Annotated in this window: 19 protein-coding genes and 1 tRNA gene; 16 read left to right on the plus strand and 4 right to left on the minus strand. The window is 61.3% G+C overall.

Going from position 1 to position 21,426, the window contains the following annotated elements:
• Positions 1-144 precede the first annotated feature (144 nt).
• On the plus strand, positions 145-816 hold the full coding sequence (locus FRF71_RS09040; RefSeq protein ID WP_147090346.1) for a glutathione S-transferase family protein: 672 nt from the start codon (positions 145-147) through the stop codon (positions 814-816).
• Here FRF71_RS09040 and FRF71_RS09045 read toward each other — a convergent pair.
• Positions 813-1,769, minus strand: coding sequence for a complex I NDUFA9 subunit family protein (locus FRF71_RS09045; RefSeq protein WP_147090347.1), 957 nt, complete (start codon positions 1,767-1,769; stop codon positions 813-815). The two genes, FRF71_RS09040 and FRF71_RS09045, sit on opposite strands and share 4 nt — an antisense overlap.
• Positions 1,770-1,977: 208 nt before the next feature.
• Between FRF71_RS09045 and FRF71_RS09050 the strand changes: the two genes are divergently transcribed.
• The 6 genes from FRF71_RS09050 to FRF71_RS09075 all read left to right on the plus strand — a co-directional run bounded on the left by FRF71_RS09050 (position 1,978) and on the right by FRF71_RS09075 (position 9,381).
• Positions 1,978-2,064: transfer RNA gene (locus FRF71_RS09050), tRNA-Leu, on the plus strand.
• 86 nt (positions 2,065-2,150) lie between these two features.
• Positions 2,151-3,797 (plus strand): site-specific integrase, encoded by a 1,647-nt coding sequence (locus FRF71_RS09055; RefSeq protein WP_161597925.1) that lies wholly within the window; start codon positions 2,151-2,153, stop codon positions 3,795-3,797.
• Positions 3,798-3,926: 129 nt separating this feature from the next.
• Positions 3,927-5,057 carry a DNA adenine methylase gene (locus FRF71_RS09060; protein ID WP_147090349.1) on the plus strand — a complete coding sequence of 377 codons (1,131 nt, stop codon included), beginning with the start codon at positions 3,927-3,929 and terminating at the stop codon, positions 5,055-5,057.
• 5 nt (positions 5,058-5,062) lie between these two features.
• Positions 5,063-5,764: an EcoRI family type II restriction endonuclease gene (locus FRF71_RS09065; RefSeq protein WP_147090350.1), complete on the plus strand. Its 702-nt coding sequence runs from the start codon at positions 5,063-5,065 to the stop codon at positions 5,762-5,764.
• Between the two features lie 66 nt (positions 5,765-5,830).
• The gene (locus FRF71_RS09070) at positions 5,831-6,751 is read left to right on the plus strand and encodes a DNA-methyltransferase (protein WP_161597927.1); all 921 of its coding nucleotides are present in this window, start codon (positions 5,831-5,833) and stop codon (positions 6,749-6,751) included.
• 125 nt (positions 6,752-6,876) lie between these two features.
• Positions 6,877-9,381 carry a DNA-directed RNA polymerase gene (locus tag FRF71_RS09075; protein WP_147090352.1) on the plus strand — a complete coding sequence of 835 codons (2,505 nt, stop codon included), beginning with the start codon at positions 6,877-6,879 and terminating at the stop codon, positions 9,379-9,381.
• Positions 9,382-9,592: 211 nt separating this feature from the next.
• Here the strand turns inward: FRF71_RS09075 and FRF71_RS09080 are convergent, their stop codons facing one another.
• Positions 9,593-10,078 carry a hypothetical protein gene (locus tag FRF71_RS09080; RefSeq protein ID WP_147090353.1) on the minus strand — a complete coding sequence of 162 codons (486 nt, stop codon included), beginning with the start codon at positions 10,076-10,078 and terminating at the stop codon, positions 9,593-9,595.
• A 165-nt stretch (positions 10,079-10,243) separates the two neighbouring features.
• Here FRF71_RS09080 and FRF71_RS09085 point away from each other — a divergent pair, with 165 nt between their 5' ends.
• From FRF71_RS09085 to FRF71_RS09120, 8 genes are all read left to right on the plus strand, one after another.
• Positions 10,244-10,786, plus strand: coding sequence for a recombinase family protein (locus FRF71_RS09085; RefSeq protein WP_147090354.1), 543 nt, complete (start codon positions 10,244-10,246; stop codon positions 10,784-10,786).
• 481 nt (positions 10,787-11,267) lie between these two features.
• Positions 11,268-11,795, plus strand: a complete 528-nt coding sequence (locus FRF71_RS09090) for a hypothetical protein (protein ID WP_192899999.1) — start codon at positions 11,268-11,270, stop codon at positions 11,793-11,795.
• A gap of 44 nt (positions 11,796-11,839) precedes the next feature.
• Complete coding sequence (locus FRF71_RS09095; protein ID WP_147090355.1) at positions 11,840-12,553, plus strand: hypothetical protein; 714 nt, start codon at positions 11,840-11,842, stop codon at positions 12,551-12,553.
• A gap of 273 nt (positions 12,554-12,826) precedes the next feature.
• Positions 12,827-14,104: a DUF3422 domain-containing protein gene (locus FRF71_RS09100; RefSeq protein ID WP_147090356.1), complete on the plus strand. Its 1,278-nt coding sequence runs from the start codon at positions 12,827-12,829 to the stop codon at positions 14,102-14,104.
• A gap of 39 nt (positions 14,105-14,143) precedes the next feature.
• Positions 14,144-15,145: a magnesium chelatase ATPase subunit I gene (locus FRF71_RS09105; protein WP_147090357.1), complete on the plus strand. Its 1,002-nt coding sequence runs from the start codon at positions 14,144-14,146 to the stop codon at positions 15,143-15,145.
• Positions 15,142-16,815 (plus strand): magnesium chelatase subunit D, encoded by a 1,674-nt coding sequence (locus FRF71_RS09110; RefSeq protein WP_147090358.1) that lies wholly within the window; start codon positions 15,142-15,144, stop codon positions 16,813-16,815. The genes FRF71_RS09105 and FRF71_RS09110 overlap by 4 nt, the downstream gene beginning before the upstream one ends.
• Positions 16,816-16,819: 4 nt before the next feature.
• Positions 16,820-17,695, plus strand: a complete 876-nt coding sequence (gene bchO / locus FRF71_RS09115; RefSeq protein WP_147090359.1) for an alpha/beta fold hydrolase BchO — start codon at positions 16,820-16,822, stop codon at positions 17,693-17,695.
• Between the two features lie 2 nt (positions 17,696-17,697).
• Positions 17,698-17,883 carry a hypothetical protein gene (locus FRF71_RS09120; protein WP_147090360.1) on the plus strand — a complete coding sequence of 62 codons (186 nt, stop codon included), beginning with the start codon at positions 17,698-17,700 and terminating at the stop codon, positions 17,881-17,883.
• Here the strand turns inward: FRF71_RS09120 and FRF71_RS09125 are convergent.
• Together FRF71_RS09125 and crtD are read right to left on the minus strand one after the other, a co-directional pair.
• Positions 17,833-18,549, minus strand: a complete 717-nt coding sequence (locus FRF71_RS09125; protein WP_147090361.1) for a hydroxyneurosporene dehydrogenase — start codon at positions 18,547-18,549, stop codon at positions 17,833-17,835. The genes FRF71_RS09120 and FRF71_RS09125 overlap by 51 nt on opposite strands.
• A gap of 119 nt (positions 18,550-18,668) precedes the next feature.
• Positions 18,669-20,225: a 1-hydroxycarotenoid 3,4-desaturase CrtD gene (crtD, locus tag FRF71_RS09130; protein WP_147090362.1), complete on the minus strand. Its 1,557-nt coding sequence runs from the start codon at positions 20,223-20,225 to the stop codon at positions 18,669-18,671.
• Between the two features lie 59 nt (positions 20,226-20,284).
• On the opposite strand from crtD, the gene FRF71_RS09135 reads away from it, so the two are divergent.
• Positions 20,285-21,403: a methyltransferase gene (locus tag FRF71_RS09135; protein WP_147090363.1), complete on the plus strand. Its 1,119-nt coding sequence runs from the start codon at positions 20,285-20,287 to the stop codon at positions 21,401-21,403.
• Positions 21,404-21,426: the final 23 nt, after the last annotated feature.

Raw genomic sequence — 21,426 nt, forward strand, 5'->3', positions numbered from 1 at the left:
CAAAAGGTTAACAAGGCAATCACCGAGCGAAGCGGAGCAGGTCTGGCTTCCCTCCCCCTTGGCCAGACCTTTCCCCCGCTTTTTGCGCCCCGTCCCCCGCACCCCGGTGGACGGGGCGCTTTCGCTTGGGCATGGCGAGTGGTCATGTGGCAGCTTTACCAGTTCCCGCTCTGTCCGTTCAGCCGCAAGGTCCGCCTGCTGATGAGCGAAAAGGGCATCGCTTACGAATTGTGGCGTGAGAACCCGTGGGAGGGGCGCGACGATTTCTTTGCGCTCAACCCGGCCGGACGCACGCCGGTGCTGCACGATCCGGCCAAGGCGATTACCCTGTGCGACAGCCGGGCGATCTGCGAATATTTCGAGGAAACGGTCGACAAGTTGCCGCTGATCAACGGCACGGCCACCAACCGGGCGGAGATCCGCCGCCTTGTCGCCCTGTTTGACGAGAACTTCTTCGGCGATGTCACCGCGCCCTTGCTGCACGAACGGATGAAGAAGCGGCTGGTCTATCGCCAGTCGCCCGATTCGCGCGTGCTGCGCGAGGCGATGAAGCTGGCGCACGAGCACTTGTATTACATCGATCACCTGATCGATCACCGCCCCTGGCTGGCCGGCGCGACGATGAGCCTGGCCGACCTCGCGGCCGCCGCGCAGATCTCGGTTGCGGACTACCTCGGCGGGCTCGACTGGTCGGGCCATGAACAGGCCGCCGCCTGGTATGCGGTGTTCAAGAGCCGGCCCAGCTTTCGCCCGCTGCTGTCAGAGCGGATGGAAGTGATTCAACCGCCCAGTCACTATGCGGACGTGAACGCTTAAGCTGCGGCCTTGCCGCCAAAGCGGCCATGCTTGCGATAGCGGACCATCCAGCGATCGAGAAACAGGCTGAGCGGGCGCGGGGTAATGCCCAGCGCCTTGCAGCCCTTCGCCTTGGGCGCAACCACGTTCCCGGCCTTGAGCAGCGACCACTGCTGGCGCGTCAGCGGGGCCAGCGGCAGCCAGCCAGTCAAGGTTGCAAAGCCGCCTGAAACGGCGTCGGGCAGCGGCAGGAACGCCGGGCTGCGGCCCTGGGCGGCGGCAATCCGCTGGTTGATCTCCAGCATGGTCAGCACTTCCGGCCCGCCCAACTCATAGGTCTTGCCGCCATGAGTGGCTGCATCGCCCAGCGCGGCAACGACAGCGAGCGCAGCGTCGTCAACGAACAGGGGCTGGAGCTGTGCGTCCGGCCCGAACACCGGCATCACAGGGAGGGCCGCGATCAAGCCGGCGAACATGTTGATGAACTTGTCGTCCGGCCCGAACAGCACCGAGGGGCGCAGGATTGTCGCCTTGGGGAACGCGGCAAGGACTGCGGCCTCACCGGCCGCCTTACTCTGGGCGTAGGCGGTGGTCCCTTCGGCATCGGCGCCGATTGCCGAGACGTGGACAAAGGCAGTGGCGCCAGCTTCCTTGGCGAGCCGGGCAAGGTTGCCAACACCGCGACCTTGCACCGCATCAAGGTTGCCATCAAAGGCACCCACCAGGTTCACCACTGCATCGGCCCCGCTGACCACCTTGGCCAGCGATTCCGGCTTGGTCATGTTGCAGCGCGCGAACTGGACCTGGCCGAGGTTTGCCAGCGGCTTCAGCTTGAAGGCGCGTTCGGGATTGCGGCTGGCAATCCGCAGCCGCGCGCCGCTGCTGAGCAGCTCCTGCGCCAGGTGCGAGCCGAAAAAGCCGCTGCCGCCGACCAGAACGATCAGTTTGCCTTCGAGCGCGGTGCTGTGTGCCATGTCTTGCCAGTCCCTTGCCCGGTTCCTGCCGGGGTTCACGCCGCCGCCCTTGGCACAAACCCGCCCCTTTCGGCAACTGCGGGCAAGCCCCGACCGAACCTTTTTGAGGCGGCCCCAGCAAAACCGCCAAAGGGCCGTTGACACCCGCAACACCCCCGGCTAGTGGCGCCCTCCTACCCGGCAGCGGCGCTTCGGCCTTCTGCCCCGTGCCCAGATGGCGGAATTGGTAGACGCACCAGCTTCAGGTGCTGGCGCTCGCAAGGGCGTGGAGGTTCGAGTCCTCTTCTGGGCACCAACGCTTTTATGCGCTTGAAAAGCATGAAAAATCGCGGAAACCCTGTCCCCGAAGTACACAATCGAGGTACACAGGAGGACGGGGCCGTGCCCGCGAATCGTAATCACCTTCAGTGCATCAACGGCCACTACCGGTACCGCCGCCGGTGGCCCAAAAACGTCCGCGCGGTCGCTAAAGGCGAGTACTTCATTCGCCACCTTGCTACCTCCAGTCTTGAGGAGGCATTGCGGCTCCGCCCCGCCGCCGAGATCGAGTTCTTCTCTGAGGTTGATAGGCTGAATGGGCTGGTCGAAGCCAAGCCGCGCGACGTCAGTCAAGCTGAGGCGACGATACTGGTGGCGAGGTGGTTTAGCGCCCAGGTCCGACAGGACGCCGAGAACGACCTTCACAACCCGGTGAGTGATCCGGAGCAGCGTTTCAATGCTCTCGAGGCATCCCGGCTGATGGCGGAGTTTGTCAGCGACCAAGTTGGGTCTGGCGAGCTCGAGCCATTCGAGGTGCACGCATCGAGGCTATTCGAGGAGCATGGGATCAAGGCAGACCCAAGCGCTCCGGGCTTCCGCGCAACTGCACAACTTATGGCCAGGGCTGATAGGGAGCGCTGGCTGCTTCGTGAAGCGCGGCTCCGGGGTGACTTCGGGTACCAGCCGACCGACCCTGTCTTTTCGTCAGCCCTGCGCGAGGAACAGCACAAGAAGGCGCCGCCAACAGTCGGAGGCCTCATCGAAGCCTTTAAGGCTGACCGGGCCCCTCGCTGGTCCCCATCAAGTGTCGCGGCATATGCCCCGGTCGAGCGCGTACTTCGCGAGGTGCTGGGGTCCGCGCGCCAGCTGGATACGCTTGGGCGCGAAGATGGGCGCAAGCTTTTTGATACAGTCCGGCAACTGCCGAAGGGGCTGGGCAAGTCTCCGAAGCTTAGGGGGCTGTCAGTGGCTGAGGCAATCAAAACTGGATTGCCCCCCATCTCGCCCAAGAGCATCAACGCTACCTACTTGGCCGGTATGAAGGCGACCTTCCGCTTCGCCGTCCAAGAGCAGTGGATGGCGGCTGACCCGCTTGCAGGCCTGACCGTGGTCGATCCCGTCGCCGAAGCCGATAAGCGTGACCCCTTCACCCTTGATCAACTGAACAAGATTTTCGGAGCTAGCCCGTGGACACCCCGGGATCCAGCACCAAAGGGCCGCCCGTTGCACTATTGGGGCCCACTCATTGCGCTCTTCCTTGGCATGCGAAGGGGCGAGATTGCCCAACTTCGAGTCGATGATGTGGCCGAAGTTGAAAAGATCCCGGTCCTTTTGGTTCGAGCTGGATTTGGGAAGCGCTTGAAAACGACCAACGCGCGGCGGATGCTTCCATTGCACCCCGAGCTACTGCGGCTGGGCTTCTTGAACTATGCGGAAGAACGAAGAGCTTCAGGCGCTGAGCTTCTCTGGGAGGGCGAAGAGCCCGACAGTCGGGGCCAGTGGGGCGATGGCTTCTCGGACTGGTTCGTTCGCCTTCTTAAGGCTCGCGATATCTCAGGTACCAAGCTTGGTCTTCATAGCTTCCGCCACAACTTTCAGGACCGCCTCCGCGAGGCAGGCCTTCACGGTACCGCCCTCGGGCAGGAGCTCGCTGGAAGATCCAAAGGAGGTCATACGTCGAACAACTATGGCAGCGGATATCCAACGGCTATGCTCGCCGAGGCCATAGCGAAGATCAGGTACCAGGACCTTCATCTACCCCCTGCGTGAGAGGTCAGCCACCCATGACACATGTCGAAAAGCCTCCGTCCGCCATGGTCCTATGGGCCAGACGTCGCTACGCTTGACGCTGCAGTGATTCCAAAGGGTGAAGCAGGCCCAATATAAGGGACGTCATTAATGGCCACCGTTCAGGCTAATCTATTTGATTTAGAAGTCGAAGAAAACGATGAATATCTGCGTTCGCAGCTGATCACTTACATAGGTAACAAGAGGTCTCTGTTGCCGTTTATCGAAACCGGAATAAATTATGCTAAGAAAAAGCTGGGAAAGGAGAAGATTGATTTTCTCGATCTTTTTTCCGGATCTGGCATAGTAGCTAGGCTTGCTAGGCGGCACGCCCATACGGTGCGATGTAACGACTTAGAGTTGTACAGCCACATTGTTAACAGCTGTTATCAGGCTAATCGGGAAGAAGTTGACGAGGTTGCGCTTCACAACGAAATCTCCCGGGTCCAAGCTCATATAAAGGAAAACTTTGCTCCTGGGTTCATCGCGGAACTCTACGCCCCTGAGGAGGACGACTCCATCAAGCCAGGTGAACGGGTCTTCTATACGAGGCGCAACGCCGTGTTTCTCGACACCTTCTGTCGGGCGATTGAGGACACCCCTGTGGGGCTCAAGCCTTTCATTGTTGCGCCTATTCTCTCGCAAGCCTCCGTGCATGCAAACACCTCTGGTGTCTTCAAGGGCTTTTATAAGAACTCGAAGGGGGTGGGGCAGTTCGGCGGGACCGGTCGAAACGCACTCAGCAGGATCATGCGCGAGATCGAAGTCCGTCCTCCAGTGTTTAGTAACTTCAACTGCAACGCTGTGCTCTATAACGAAGACGCCAATCAGCTAGTGCGCGATCTTGAGTGTGTGGACGTCGCCTATTTTGACCCACCTTACAATCAGCACCCGTACGGCTCGAACTACTTCATGCTCAATCTAATTTGTGACTACCAGAAGCCACAAGAAATAAGCAAAGTGTCCGGTATTCCGACGGGATGGAATAGGTCTAGATATAACAAGCGACAGCATGCTGAAGAAGCGCTATTCGACGCCGTTGAGAGCGTAAATGCAAAGTTTGTCCTCATATCTTACAATTCAGAAGGATTCGTATCGCACGAAAGTTTTCTTTCTGAACTTGTGAAGATCGGTGACGTCAGCGTGATGGATACAAAATATAACACCTTTCGAGGTTGTCGGAACCTGTCGGGGCGAGACATCCATGTCACTGAGTTCTTGTATCTTGTCGACAAGAGGTAGGGGTTATGGCGAGGAAGGCAGATCTTAGGCTTCAGCGAGCCGACACGGTCATAAACACGCGCTCAAAGCGCCAGGAGAAAGCTTTGGATCGCGCGATGCGGCGCGTGGAAGCGGAGCTCTCGAAAAAGTTTCCAGGGATTCAGCTCCATCATGAGACGGAATGGAAGCTAAAGGACGTCGTTGAGCGCCTGCGTCAAAGCTTCCCTGACGTCGACTTCCACTACTTCTTCTCGACGTCAGCAATGAGGCCCGACGGAGGGATACTCTCGATTGTGAGCAAGGAGGGTCACCGGTACCCAATCCTAATTGCAGAGAAAAAGAATCAAGGTACGAATGATCTTCGTGCGCTTGAGGGAAAAAATAAGCAAGCGCGCGGCAATGCGATTGAGAGGCTCGGCAAGAACGTCATCGGTTTTCGAACCGCTATGAACACCGAGGCGATATTTCCATTTGTTTGCTTTGGAGACGGTTGTGATTTCGACGATGACTCATCAATTCTAGACCGTGTTGTTACCATAGCCCAGTTCGGAAAGCTCAACGTAGAACACCTGCATAAGCAAGGCTCTGCGAATGAGTTTGAGAGAGGCACTTTTTATTTCAGAGTGGCGGAATGGACTGAGGATGAGATGGCAATCCTTTCGTTGCAGTTGGCCGAAAAGAGTGTATTTTATTATTACTCTAAGCACGGACAAAATGCATTCGTGTAAGTCGTGATCTTTGATGATTGTAGAAAATTAATGAATCGATCACATCATAATTCACGTCATATCGGAATGAATGCGCTCAAGAAGAGAGGGCGTTCTCACCGCTCAGCTTCTTTTTCCTTTGGCAAGCCGTTGCAAACTACTCATGCGGTATTCGCGGCTGATTGCGTTGATCTGTTAAGACGGCTTCCTAACGAGTCAGTTCAACTTATAGTTTGCGATCCCCCCTATAACATCGCAGCTGCGGACTGGGATAGCTATCCAGACTATGTTTCATGGGCAATTGACTGGCTCGTTGAGTCCAAGCGTGTGCTCGCAACTTCTGGGAGTTTAGTTGTTTTTGGCGGTATCCAATACCAAGGCGAAGCAGGTTCTGGCGATCTATTGTCGTTGCTTCACGAGATCCGGTCACGAAGATTATTCAATCTCGTTAATCTCATTATCTGGAACTATCCAAATGGTATGGGGGCTCAGCGGTTCTTCGCTAACCGTCATGAAGAGGTTGCCTGGTTTGCCAAGAGTTCCGAGTATTTTTTTGATCTTGATGCTGTTCGTGAGCCCTTTGATGCAGCTACAAAGCAGGCCTACCTAAAGGATAAGAGGTTGAGGCCCGAAAGTATCGAAAAGGGGAAAAATCCTACGAACGTATGGAGAATGAATCGCCTGAATGGTAACTCAAAGGAGCGCGTCGGGCACCCTACGCAGAAGCCAAGAGAGATAGTTGCCAAACTCGTAAAGGCGTTGTCGTTCGACGGGAGTTTGGTCCTAGATTTTTTTGCAGGTAGCGGCGTTACAAGTCGAGTTTGCGTAGAGCTTGGGCGACATAGCATATCAACAGACATTGATCCTGAAGTGACGAGTTTCTTTTCGAAGCAGATGACTGATTACACTTATCCTGACGGCACTTGTGATTTTAAAGTTCTGGGAGAGCATGATTTCCAACATCATCCAGTTTTCACTTCAGGCAGTCAGCCTAGTGGTGCAACTTAATTAGAAGCTCGAAGCGGTGCAAGCAGAGAGCACGACAATCACCGCGCTTTAAGATGCATACGCATTTTGGCCACTCGTACAGCGCCCAATTGAAAGCCGTCTGGGTAGGGAGTTAATTCCGAACAATGGTGGTTGGCGGCGAGCTGCTTGCATCGCAACAGCAACTTGAGGATGAGTCACGCGCGCTCGGCATCGCCAGATACCGACAGCAGCGAACCAAGTGGGCAGGCGTTCTCGGTGAAGGCGTCGATGAGGCGGACCTTCCGCCTGGACGGCGGCTTTTGCGGCTGGCCCTGCAGCCCACCATCATCGCCATCTCTGGGTTCTTCGAGGCCGCCAGAAAGGGCGCTTCAGGGCGCAAGCACAGCGCAATTCAGTTGTTGCAAGGTGCGGAGCCGGAGCCCTTGGCAATCCTTACCCTGCGGACCGCCATCCAAGGTGGGGTGCAACGACTCGTGTGGCAGAAGGCCGCCGTGAGCGTTGCCACAGCGGTCATGGGCCATATGGAGGCGGAAGCCTTTCGCAAGGCTAACGAAGGGGGGGCTGCGGGTCTCCAGAGGGGCTTGCGAAGGGCACAAGTTGTGAGCCAACGTAGACTGCGTTTGACCCGGGAGATTTACCGGCGGGAAGGCGCGGCGCTCGACTGGTCACAGCGCGACCGAGTGCTTGTCGGGTCCAAGCTACTCGAACTGGCCATCGAAGCGACTGGGCTGTTCGAAATGGTGCGCGTCGATGAGAGGTTTGGAAAGAAGCTTCGGACGCACTACCGGCTCGAGTTGACCGACAAAGCGGGTGAATGGCTTGAGCAGCAACATGCCCGCTGTGAGCTCCTTGATCCGGTTCCAATGCCCATGGTGGTCCCGCCATGTCCCTGGACTACTCCCTTCGATGGTGGCTATCTCGACTCACCCCCAGGGAATGCGATCGTCCGTCACCATACCCGACCTTACCTCGACGAACTCGAGAACATCGAGATGCCGCGCGTCTACAGCGCCATCAACACGATCCAGTCGACAGCCTGGAAAATCAATCGCCCAATCCTGACGACGATGCGGGCCCTTTGGGAAGGCGGCGGAACTCTTGGCGGCCTACCCCCTCGCGATGACGACCCGCTTCCGGCTAGGCCCGATCGATTTGATGAGGACGAGAGCGCCCGCCAGGAATGGAAGCAACGGGCGGCCAAGGTTCACGCAGTAAACGCACGCCGTAAGGGCAAGCGGCTCGCATTGATGCAAAAGCTCTGGGTGGCAGAAAAGCTGGCAGACTTCCCGGCGATTTATTTCCCGCACAGCATGGACTGGCGCGGACGAGTCTATCCAATCCCCGCAGGCGGACCCTCGCCTCAAGGCGACGACGTCGCTAAGGCTCTACTTACATTCGCCGCCGAGGAACCGCTGGGCGGTAATGGGGCGTACTGGCTCGCCATCCACCTGGCGAACCTGTTCGGGATCGATAGGGTAAGCTTCGCGGATCGCATCCGTTGGGTAGAACAGCACGAGGCCGCAATCCTGGATAGCGCTGCCGATCCGCTTGACGGGCAGCGCTTCTGGACGACGGCGGACAAGCCTTGGCAAGCCCTGGCCGCTTGCCTTGAGTGGGCTGGGTATCGTCGGGAAGGCGAAGCCTTCCGGTCTCATCTACCCATCGCGCTCGACGGTTCGAACTCTGGCTTGCAGCACTTCACTGCTCTCCTCCGGGATCCCCACGCTGCCCCCTGTGTAAACCTAGTCGACCAAGAGCGCCCCGGCGACCTGTACTCGATTGTCGCTGCCAGGGTGCAAGAGTTGGTCAACGCTTCAGATGATCCAGCTGCCCTGCCCTGGAAGGGTGACCGGGTGACCCGGAGGATCGTCAAGCGGCCTTGCATGACCTACGCCTATTCCGCGACCCGCTACAGCATGGCGAAGCAGGTCGAGGAGGTACTCGAGGAGCTCGATGAAGAGGCCGTTCAGGGCGGACGAGCCCCTTACGTCGGGCACTTTGATAATGAGCAGGCTGCCTTTTGGCTCGCTGGCATCCTCTACGTGCAAGTCGGAAAGGAAGTTCCTGCAGCGAGGCGCGCTATGGATTGGCTCCGCAAGGTCATCGCCCTGGTCAACAAGGTTGATCTGCCGCTCTGGTGGACGACCCCTGTGGGCCTCCCGGTCCTCCAGCGGTACCCGAGGGTTAAGTCTAGGTCCGTAGAGGTCACCATTAGAGGCAAGATCCATCAAATGCTTGTCGCAGGAGAGTATGGTAGTGCGAACCCCGCAGACTTCTTCGCCGACAGTAATGGACCTTGGAATGACGCGCGACAGGCGCTCTCGGGCATCGCTCCGAACTTTATCCATTCACTTGATGCCGCCCACTTGATGATGGTCGCCAATGACTGCGCAGAGCAGGGGATTGGTAGCCTCGCAGTTATCCACGACAGCTTCGGCACTCACGCCGGGAAGACCGACAAGCTGGTGACGATCCTTCGGGACTCCTTTGTCGACCTGTATGAAGGTGACCCACTGGCTGCATTCCGCGCTGCCGTACTGGAACAGCTGCAAATCGATCCCGAGATGGCGGAGCTGGTCCCGCCATTGCCTGAAAAGGGCGACCTAGACCTAACGCAGATCAAGCAGGCGACCTACATGTTCGCATGACCGAGATGATTACCCGGGACTTATAGAGGGACGACTGCCAGTGCTGGCGATGGGACCAGATCCTCGACCTGTTTTACACCAACCTTTCAGGTCGCGATTGGCTACCTGTGTCGTCGTTTTCGAGGTGGATATCCTCGAGCGCCCGACACAGCTTTCAAGCCGGTTACTTTTGCTGCAAAAATCTGAAGCAGGGTGACGTAGGCGATCAGGTTTATCCTCCCCCCGGTGGGGGCGCCTCAAAACAACTTCTTACGTCGTCGGATAGCTCAATGCTTCGAGAAATGATCACAATCCCATGGTTCAAAAGTACCCGACTTCTCTCAGGGTCAAACCAGTGTCCGTTGAACTTCGCTCCATGAAACAAGTTATTCCGTACTCTGCAGACGTAGAGGAGTAGCTCCCCAGTCTTCGTGGTTGATGTAAGTGGTCTCTTCTCGAACACTGTCTCACCAGCTTTGAGGACCTGCTTGAGGGGTGGGCTGTCGATATAGTAGTCGATTGCAGCCTTGAGCTCGGCGTCCTCGTACATAGCGGCTTCGAGGCTGCCGTCTATCTCAGCTCCATAGGTTCCCCAATCGGCTTCCGGATTGTTCTTCCCCATCTTCAACCGGCCAGAAGCCTTCAGAGCTCCCTCCGCACGGCTAAAGAGTTGAAAGAAGCGATTGGCGAGATCGTCTAGATCTGAATTGTCAGTCATTGTCTCTCGATAATGCTTTGAACGCAAACGTCCATGTCTCAATGGAGTATACCCTGGCGATACGTCTCGCCATTACGCCCAATACTGTATCAATAGGGTTGACTTTAAGATTATGATACAGATATGCATCAAGGTCTAGATCCAAGTGATACGGAGTCCGGAGCAATGTTGGTCGGATATGCGAGGGTGAGTTCGGTCGGGCAGAGCCTCGAGGTCCAGGAAGAACTGCTGCGGTCTGCTGGCTGCGAACGTGTCTTCGCCGAGAAGAAGAGCGGGACCAGCACCAAGGACCGTGTAGCCCTTCATGATGCCCTCGGGTTCGTCCGCGAGGGCGATACCTTGGTGGTCACCAGGCTCGACCGGCTCGCCCGCTCGATCATGGATCTGCGCCAGATCGTCGACCAGCTCGCCGCTAAGAGCGTCACCTTCCAATGTCTCCAGCAGGGAGCAATCGATACCACGCGCTCAGACGGCAAGCTCCTGCTCAATATTCTCGCGTCCTTCGCCGAGTTCGAAGCCGACATCCGCGGCGAACGTCAGCGCGACGGCATCGAGAAGGCTAAGTCGAGGGGCGTCTACAAGGGTCGTCCGAAGTCCATCGAAGGCGAGCGGGTCAAGGAGCTAGCACGAGCGGGTATCGGTGCCACCGACATTGCAAAGCAGCTGGGGATAGGAAGGGCCAGCGTCTATCGCGCTCTGAGATCTTGACGGCGTGTCAGCTTACCTGCTTTTTTCTGTACGGCGGTCGAGAGGGGTGCCCCCTTGGCAATCCCCCATACCGTGAGACCGACGATACCGCGAAACCGTCGATACTATGACACCGCGATACCCATGTAGTGATCTGCACAGCGCAGTATCTCTGGGTTTGCGGCAATCTCGTAGGTCGATATATGCCATCTCGGTAACTAAGTCCGCACATATGTGTCACAGCTACTCAACGACTTTGTCGGTAACGTGACGCTTTCAGGCCAAGATAGCGTGCGTTTGCGTTTGAGTTTGCGCGGAGAAGCTCCTAGTACTGCAACATCGACGAGATCAAGCGAGCAGCTGGCTTCCACCCCCAGCGTAGCCGCTCAAGCGCTTTTCTTCGCGGTGTAAGTGCGAGATCGTCGAAGGGCTCGGACTCCAAATCCGGGCCCGCCCACATTGTCTGCGCTGCATTGAGGTGGCCATCTCCAAGGGACAAGTCATGAGTAAGAAGAAGAACCCAGTCCTTGAGCGTCAACTTCAGTTGCGCGCCACCTTGTGGCCCAGCATCACCGAGAAAATGATGTGGGGCGGGGCGGATGTACAGGGCTTTGCGATGGTGCCTCGCGTCATGCCTATAATGATGGGCATCATGGACGATCTCTCGGGGAAGGGTTTTCCCGTCGGCATGACCTACTTTGAACTCTGGTCCAGACTTCGGGATGAGGGCTTTTTGGCCTTGAACCGACCGGAGGAGATGGCTTTTCATGCAGGCTTCTCCGGCCAGAGAGCTGTGCGGACCTGGAAGGATCGTGTTAAGCGCCTTCAGGAGCTGGGCTTCATCGACGTTCAGCCTGGGCCGCTGGGTGAGCTGTCATACGCGATCTTCTTGAACCCCTACCACGTGATCAAGCGAGCCTACCTTGCAGGGAGTGTCCAGCAGAGCAAATGGACTGCGCTTGTTTCGCGGTCCATCGAGATCAAGGCCTTTGACCTCGATGACATTGATGATCAGGGTAACCTGGTTTGACGGCGATGTCGGATAGCTGAAGCTCGGTTGAGAACTCCATCATTATGAACACCCGTGCGTCACCGCCGCCGCAGCGTATCCGACGGACAATCGACGAGGTGGATCAGGTCTTCGGTGACAGTCCGCCGCCGTCGTTTCCGAAGCGCAAGCGGCTCACTTCCAGCGGCAGCGAGGTCGATCTATTCGTCCACCAGTCGAGGTGGAAGTGGCTCGATGCTGACCGCATGTTAATCCGACAGCGGCAGTACTCAGCTAAGCTTGTAGACGGCGGCAAGCATGTCGGCAGCTTCCGTATGAACGAGTACCACATTGATGAGTACGTTGATTCCGAGGAGCTATTCGATCATTTCGACCAGATCTCTGCGTCTCTCGCGGAGCTTGCTGCGGTCCTCGGTGGCTACTGGGACAACCTGTTCGAAATTACCGAGCTTGGAACGGTACTTGAGCTCGAACGAGCATGGGTTGCTCCCACAGACGCGAGTCGTGAGCGCTTTCAAGCTGCATGTGGCGCGCTGTTGAAGCTCGCTCCCAAGCGGGCCCTGCTGCTCCTGAAAGCCTATCCGCTGGAGTACGAAGGAAAGGTCACCGCAGAGAACGCCATTTCGCAGGCTAGGAGGCAAAGAGCTCTTATACGACTTTACAGGCGGTCGATCGGAGCTGAACCTCTACCGGCACCGGCTGGCGAAGAGGGTTGGATGTACCTGATCCCAGAGCGTTTGCGGACCGAGCTTAGGCAGCCGACGCCAACCGGATACTAGTGGCAGCTACCGAACCCAGTTGGGAGTTGGCAGCAGTGCTAACATAGCGCGCTTGCCTTGGGGGCTTTTTTGGGGGCATGAAGGTCACCCGAGAAGTACACACAGAGACACAAGGGGCGTGATTCCGAACCGTTTTTCAGTGCTTTGAAAGGCGGAATGTTAGTCCTCTTCTGGGCACCATTTACTGCATGCCGATGCGCCTCGCCACGATGGTCATGGCGTTTGCGCGCGACTCGCGGCATAGTTGCTGCATAAGCCAGCGGCGAAGGTGCTATGCGCGATCACGAACTTCGAAGAAAAGCCGTGGCAGAGATGCATCTGCGGCGGTGGCCGATCGTCGAGAGCCCTAGCACGATCATCCAGTGGGTTGTCATGGTTGCCGATGCCGATCGCGCAGAGGAATTGGCGGCGATCAAGGCGAAGGCGGCGGCTTCCGATACCGTCCAGAACCCGACGCATCTTGACGGAGCGCTGGGGCCCGATCTGCGTTTCTCGTGGGAGCGGCACAGCGAAGGCACCAGCCTGACCCTGTTCGTGGGCGGCGAAGCCGGGCAGGGTTTTGGCGATCTGGCGGCGGACGAGCGGGTTGCCGCGGCGCTGGCCTGGGCCAATTCGCTGCCAGGCGAGATTGTCCGCTGCACCCGGATCCTGCTGACCACCGATGACGCCGCCGCCGAACGGGCCATGCAGGGCGTGGCCTGGGAGCGAGACGAGCTTGTTTCCAGCCACATCGGGAACGGCACGATGCGGATGTGGTCCGATTTCCGGATCAAGGACGATGGCTTTGGGCGGCTGGTGGTTGCCGCCAACGGAACCCATCCCAGCGATCTCACCCGGACACTCCAGCAGCTGCAGGAGCTGGGCAACTATCGCAACCGGGCGCTGCTGGGCCTGCCACTGGCGCGCGAATCTTGGCCCCGGCTCAACGCTGCCGAAAGCAGTCTGCGCGATCTGGCTGACCGGGTTGCCAAGGACCAGGAAACCGACGACCAGCTGCTGGATTCGCTGTCCGATCTCTCGCTTGAGCTGGCCAGCCTTTCAACTGCCATGCGTTTCCGGATGGATGCTTCGAAGGCCTATGCCCAGCTGGTGGAAGAGCGGCTGGAGCAACTGCGCCCACGCCCGATCGAAGGCTTTTCCTCGCTCGACGATTTTACGCAGCGGCGCTTCCGGCCGGCGATGAACACCTGCACCGCCAGCATGGACCGGCTGGGGGAACTGGCGGTGCGGGCCGAGCAGCTGTCCTCATTGCTGCGGGCCCGCATCGATACGCGGATCGAAAACCAGAACGGTGAACTGCTGAGCTCAATGGAGCGCAGCATTTCGATGCAGGTCCGCTTGCAGCAACTGGTCGAAGGCTTGTCGGTCGTGGCGCTCAGCTACTATCTGCTCGGGCTAATCAAGCTGGTGCTTGATGGCGTTGCCAAGGCAACCCACAGCTTCGAGGCGAGCACGATCCTGGCCCTGCTGGTTGTCCCGGTGGTGCTGTTGGTCTGGATTGCCATGGCCTTCGCGAAGCGGCGTCTGTTTGGCAGCGGTGTCGAGAAGTAGCTTGTTCTGACAGGCTGATGCGTCCAGTATAGTTTACACATGGCCAGGTTTCCTTTCTCGGCGATCGTCGCACAGGACGAGATGAAGCTGGCGCTGCTGATCGCGGCGATTGATCCGGCGATCGGCGGGGTCATGGTCTTCGGCGATCGCGGGACCGGCAAATCCACTGCCGCGCGCGCGCTCGCCGCGCTGCTTCCTCCGATCGCGGTGGCCGATGGGTGCCGCTATTACTGCCGCCCGGAAGAGGCGGGCAGCTGTCCGGATCCGTGCCATTCCAATCGCAGCGTCAAGGTAGCCGTGCCCTTCGTCGACCTGCCACTGGGGGCGACCGAAGACCGGGTGCTGGGCGCACTGGATCTTGAGCGGGCGCTGCGGGCTGGGGAGAAGGCGTTTGAGCCGGGGCTGCTGGCCAAAGCCCATCGCGGATTTCTTTACATCGACGAGATCAATCTGCTCGAGGATCACCTCGTCGACCTGCTGCTTGATGTGGCGGCTTCGGGTCAGAACATCGTCGAGCGCGAAGGACTGTCGGTCCGCCACCGCGCCCAGTTCGTGCTGATCGGCAGCGGCAACCCGGAAGAGGGGGAGCTGCGGCCGCAATTGCTCGATCGCTTCGGCCTGTCGGTTGAGGTGCGCACGCCCAACGCGCTTGAGCAACGGATCGAGATCATGCGCCGCTGCGCTGCGCAGGAAGCCGATCCGGAAGGGTTTGCGGCGGCCTGGCAAGACGAGGAAGCCAAGGTGCTGCGCCAGATCGCCCGGGGGCAGAAACTGCGCGCCGGTCTGGTGGTTCCTGATGCGGTGATGGCTGACATTTCGGCGCTGTGTCAGGCGGTCGGCGCGGATGGACTGCGCGGGGAATTGACCCTGATGCGCGCCGCTCGCGCCGTCGCGGCCCTCAAAGGCGCCAAAGCGGTACGGCGCGAGCACGCGCTCGAAGTCGCGCCGATGGCCTTGCGGCACCGTTTGCGGCGCGACATCCTTGATGAAACCGGATCGACTGTCCGCATCGAACGCGCGATTGCCGAGCTGTTCGGATGAACCAGGGCGCGGACACGGTGTTTGCCGATGCTGCGCTTGCCCTGGAATTGTTCCTGATCGCACCCCGCCAGCTGGGCGGCCTGGTGCTGCGCGGCCCGGGGCCGGCCCGCGACACGCTGATCGAACGCCTGGCTGCTACCGCGATGGTCAGGCGGCTTCCCGCCCATGTCGACGACGACCGGCTGCTTGGCGGAATAGATCTGGCCGCAAGCCTTGCCGCAGGGCGAACCATTCCGCAGCCGGGCCTACTGGACGAGGTGTCCGGCGGGGTGCTGCTGGTGCCAATGGCCGAGCGGCTGCCGGCGGCGATTGCTGGACGTCTGGCCCAGGCGCGTGACAGCGGAGCGCGGCCCTTCGGTCTGGTCCTGCTGGACGATGGCCAGGGCCCGGATGAGATGCCTTCTCCCGCTTTGGCTGATCGGGTTGCCTTCCTGGCGGATCTTGGCTTCGCTCGGCCAGATGAATCGACCTTTCCGGCAGATCGGCTGACGCTGGCAGCGGTTGCGCCGCTTGATGACAGCGCGCTGGCCGCCCTGGCTGAAACTGCCGCAGTTCTTGGCATAGACTCGACCCGGGTGCTGCTGTTCGCCCAGGCAGCGGCGAGGGCTCACGCCGCTTTGCAGGGGCGCCGCCTGGTTGCAGAAAATGATCTACAGATTGCGGCGCGACTGGTGCTTGCGCCGCGCGCCACCCGGATGCCGCCCCCCGTCGAGGAACCGCAGGAAGAGCCGGCGGGGCAGTCGAGCGACCAAGCCGAGAACCCTAACAGTGACGAGCAGGGCAGCTCGCAACCCCTGACCGAGCGGATCATCGACGCAGCATTGGCGGCGATCCCGCCAGATCTGCTGGCACGGCTGGCGCAGGGTGCGGCGCGGCGCGGCAGCAAAGGCAGCGGCGGCGGGCAAAGGGCCAAATCGAAGCTGCGCGGCAAGCCCTTGGCCGCGCGCCCGGGGATGCCGCGCGGCGGAGTGCGGCTGGCCTTGATCGATACCTTGCGCGCTGCGGTGCCCTGGCAGGCCCTGCGCCGACGCGAAGCCGGGGAACGCGCGCCGGAAGGCATGCTAGTGCGCAAGTCCGATCTGCGGGTCCGCCGGTTTGAGAACCGCGCGGCGGCGGTGACCGTGTTCTGCGTCGATGCCTCTGGCTCGGCGGCGATGGCGCGGCTGGCGGAAGCCAAGGGCGCGGTCGAACTGATGCTGGCCCAGGCCTATGTCACCCGCAGCGAGGTGGCGCTGATTGCCTTTCGGGATAGCGCCGCGCAGGTACTGCTTCCCCCGACCCGCTCACTGACCCGCGCCCAGAATGCGCTTGCCAGCATGCCGGGCGGCGGCGGTACGCCGCTGGCCGCCGGGATCGCGGCGGCACGGGCCGTGGCGGATGCGGTCGCCGCGCGCGGTTCGACCCCCCTGATCGTGTTTCTGACCGATGGCAGCGCTAATGTGGCCGCTGATGGCAGCCCGGGACGCGCCCGGGCGCGCGAGGATGCGGAAGCCGCCGCGCGAGGCATGGCCGCCACCGGCCATCCGGCGCTGGTACTGGATATCGCCCCCCGACCCCGACCCGAGGCCGAAGCGCTGGCCCGATCACTGCACGCCCGCTACCTGCCGATGCCGATGGCCGATGGCGCGGCCATGCGCCGCGCGGTCGAACTGGCCCGCGTCGGGACCTGAGCCGGTGGCCGCGCTACGTTGGGATCGTGAGGGCCTTGCCTGGCCCAACCGGGACGCCAGCCGGTTCGTCACGGCGGGAAGGCTGCGCTGGCATGTGCAGCAAGCGGGATCGGGCCCCGCTATCCTGTTGCTGCACGGTACCGGCGCCTCGACGCACAGCTGGCGCGACGTGATCGCCCCGCTGGCTGAGCGGTTTACCGTGATCGCTCCCGATCTCCCGGGCCACGGGTTTACCGCCGGGCGGCTGCCGCATGGGCCAAGCCTGCCGAACATTGCCGCAGCGACGGGCGAGCTGCTGGCGGCGTTGGGGATCGAACCGGCGTTGATCGTGGGCCATTCTGCCGGTGCGGCCATTGCGCTTTCGCTGGCGCAATCGATCCGGGTGCCGGTGGTGGGGTTTAGCCCGGCGTTGATGCCCTTTCCGGGCCTTGCCGCCCGCCTGTTCCCTGCGCTGGCCAAGGTCTTGTTCGTCAACCCCTTCGTTCCCTCGATCTTCGCCCGGATGGCACGGGGCAGCGGAGAAACCGAGCGGTTCCTGGTCCGCGCGACCAACTCGCGGATCAATCCGGCGGGACTGCGGTGTTACGAGGTGCTGCTTGGCAACAGCGAGCATTGCGCTGGGGCCCTGGCGATGATGGCGAGCTGGGATCTGGAAGGGCTGAAGGGCCAGCTGCCGGCGATGGACCTGCCGGTGCTGCTGGCGCATGGCACGCGCGACAACGCAATCCCGCTCGACTCGGTTCGCGCTGCCGCCGCGCTGCTGCCGCGCTGTGAGCTCGAACTGCTTGAAGGGCTGGGCCATCTCGCGCACGAACAGGAGCCGCAGCGCGCGACCAGACTGATCATCGATTTCGCTGCGCGGCAGGCGGCAGGAGGCTGACGATGGGCGATTTTTCCGAGCACTTTGGCTGGGTCGAAATCGTGTTCACCGCGGTGATCGCGCTGGGCTTCGGCTTTTACCAGCTGTGGTCGGTCAATCGCGAGATTGCCCGCGACAAGGCGGAAAAGGCAAAGAGGTCAGGCGATGCGGGGCATCCGGTAGGGCAGCATGAACTGGACAACCGGTGAAATCAGCCGGTCCAGATCCAGGCTTTCCTGCACTGCGACCACCTCTTCACCGAACAGCCGCGAATGAAGCCTTGAGCGGGCATAGAACGGCCCGTCCTCCCAGGTCTTGATCACGCCGGCGTGGCCATGGTCGGCGCGGGTCTTGCGCTCCATTTGCCAGACCGTGTTGGGCAGCGGCGCGACCAACGGCAGCTCTTCCTGCTCGGGCGTGCCATCGGCGCCAAAGCGCAGGGTGCTGGCAAAGGCGGCGCCATCGCGGCGGATGCCCTCGTAACAGACTGCGCTGCCGCGCCGGGTGTGGGCGCGCGACCAGTGCCAGACGCGGAACCCATCTTCCAGCGCCTCGCTGCCGAAGTTGGAATCGAGATAGCCAGCGCCGCTCCAGCGCAGACATGGCTGGTCCATCTGCACTTCAACCCGGGCGCGCGGCGCCAGGCAGTGCCAGCGGTGTCTGCCCGCCGGATCAAGCGCAAAGGCCGTGGGGTTGAGCGCCTCGGGGATCACCCGAACCTTGCCGCAGACACGGCGCTGCCAGGGCACGCCCAGCCGCTTGTCACGCTCCTCGATCTCGATCTCCAGCGCATTGCCGGTCCAGCGGACCGCGCTGGCGCCGATCTCGAGGTTGTCGGAATCGCGCCGCACCGCTGCATGGCCGCGCTCGGTCATCGTCCAGCGTGCGCCGGGACCATAGAGCGCGACGTTGAGCGCCGAATGGTTGAGCGGATCGCCCCGGCCACTTTGCTTGTAATAGGGCGAAAAGACGCTGCCCAGGAAGGCGATGATGGTCAGCCCGTGCTTTCCGTCGTCGCTGATCGCATCGACATACCACCAGGCATAGCCGCCGGGTGGAATTGCCGCATCGAAGCGAGGTCGCGCGCTGTCTGCATCGCTGCCAGGCGCCCGGACAAGGCGGCCATCGGGACGCCTGCTCCCGGATGGGTGCTTCCACCCGCGCAGTAAAGCCCAGGGATCCGCGTCCGCGTCCCCTGCCGGAGGAAGGACGCCGCCCAGCCGTGCGAGGCCCGTCCATAGATCGCTCCGCCGGTCGAGGGCAAAAGCGCCGCGAAGTCGTTCGGCGTCAGTAGCGTATGCGGCAGCGGATCCTCCAGCTCCAGCCCGCAGCGGGCGAGACTGCGCCTCATGGCCATGGTGCATCGCTCTCTCTCCTCGGTGGTATAGGCGTGGCTGTCGCCATTGGCCGGCGCGTTGACGATCACTTGCAACCGTTCGCGCCCGTTGCTGCTGGCAAAGCCGCCATCGCGGTCCTGCGCGCAGACATAGACACTGGGGTCAGCTGGCGGTCCGCCCCCAGCAAGTTCGGCAAATTCGCGGGGGTAATCGCGCGAAAAGAACACATTATGCCGGGCGAGTGGCGCACCAGAAGTGCGGGCATGGGCCAGCCAGACAAGCGCCGAAAGCGACCGGCTACGCACCTTTACGCGCGGTACGGCCCGCGCGGCGTCGGCCCCGAAGGCCCCGTCGCCCAGGGCCGCCGGATCGGCATTGACGATCACCGCTTCGGCCCCGATCCGCTCACCATTGGCCAGGATCACGCCGCTGGCCCGTCCGCCCGTAATCTCGATTCGCTCAACCGCATGGCCCAGGCGGAATCGTGCGCCCTGTTCTTCGGCAATCCGTTGCAGGGCGTTGGCCAGGGCAGTCATCCCGCCATCGATCAGCCAGACGCCCTGGGCCTCGACATGGGCAATCAGCATCAGCGTGGCCGGAGTGGCGAAGGGGGAAGAGCCGCAATAGGTCGAATAGCGGGCAAAGAGCTGGCGCAGCCGCTGGTCGGCAAAATGCTCACCCAGCACCTTCCACAGGCTTTCATAGGGGCGGATCGCCAGCAGATCCCCCATCCGCGACAACCCGATCCGCCACATCAGCGGGCCCGGCCAGGAAACCTTGCCGGCGCGCAGCATGCTGTTCTCCAGAACGCCATAGATCCGCGCCGCCTCGGTGCGGAAGGCGCGGTAGCCGCGCGCTGCGGCTGCGCCCGCAAAGTCACCGATCGCTGCTTCACTGCGCAGCGGATCGGCATAGAGGTCGAGCTGGGCTTCCGGACCCCAGGCATGGCGGGCCAGGACCGAAGCCTGGCGGACCGAAACGTAATCGTCGAGCTGGCGGCCGGCGAGGGCGAACAGTTCGTCAAACACGTCGCGCAGGGTGAAGACCGTCGGGCCGGCATCAATCGCGCGCCCATCGACAGCGATCTGGCGGGCCTTGCCGCCGACTTCCGTCAGCTTGTCGACCACCGTCACGCCGTAGCCAGCCGCAGCCAGCCGGACCGCACTGGCCAGCCCGCCCATTCCGGCTCCGACGATAACGACTCGGCCTGCCATCGGCCCTCCCATCGAATGCATTTGACCTTTACATATACCATGTCCACTCTTTTGGACACATGGAACCTTTTGCTCCTGGCAAATCTCTGCCTCTTGCGGTGGAGCTGAAGCGGCGCTGGATCGCCTTGCGCAATCGCGTGATCGGCAGCCAGCGCTTTCAGCAGCTGGCGGCACGCAGCCCGCTGCTGCGCCCGGTGGCGCGGCGCCGCTCGGCCATGCTGTTCGATCTGGTGGCGGGCTTTGTTTACAGCCAGGTGCTTCAAGCCGTGGTCGAGGCTGGATTGCTGGAGCAGCTTGGGGATGACCCGGCCTCAACCGCCGAACTGGCGCAGACCGGCCAGCTCGGCTTGCCGGCGATGGAGCGCCTGTTGCGGGCAGCGGCAGCGCTGGGGTTGGTCGAAGCGTTGGGCGAAGCGGGCTGGATGCTGGGCGAGCAGGGGGCGGCCCTCCGGGCGAATGCAGGCGCGCAGGCCATGATCCGTCACCACCGGCTGCTTTACGCCGATCTGGCCGAACCGCTGGCGCTGCTGCGCGACGATCGCGCGAAGCCGACGGCGCTCTCAAGCTTCTGGGCCTATGGCACGCAGGGCGTCGATGCCGGCGAATACAGTGCACTGATGGCGCAATCGCAGGAAATGGTTGCCGATCAGGTACTTGCAAGCGGCGTTTTCGATCGCTGCGAGGCGCTGCTCGATGTCGGCGGCGGGCGGGCTGTCTTCGCCGGCAAGGTGCGTGAAAGCTATCCCGGTCTGCGACTCGGTGTGTTTGACCTACCTGAAGTGGTTGCACAGATCGGGACCGACGCGGCCGGTCAGGCTCTTGCCCGCCACCCGGGGGACTTCTTCAAGGACTCCCTTCCGGCGGGCTACCAGTGGATCTCACTGGTCCGGATTCTCCACGATCACGATGATGATCGGGCGCTGGCGCTGCTGCGGGCGATTCGCGCAGCCCTGCCACCGGAAGGACACTTGCTGGTGGCGGAACCGATGGCTGGTGTGCGGGGCGGGGAGCGGATGGGCGATGCCTATTTCGGACTTTACCTGTGGGCCATGCGCAGCGGCCGCCCGCGCCGCCCCGATGAGATTGGCGCATTGCTGCGGCAGGCGGGCTTTTCAGGCTGGCGATCGGTACCGACCGGACTGCCCGTCGTCACTTCCCTCATTGTCGCCAACACCTGACAGTTAAAAGTGTCACGTAGGAT

Origin of the sequence: Novosphingobium ginsenosidimutans (genome assembly GCF_007954425.1) — a bacterium.
GTDB classification, from domain to species: Bacteria; Pseudomonadota; Alphaproteobacteria; order Sphingomonadales; family Sphingomonadaceae; genus Novosphingobium; species Novosphingobium ginsenosidimutans.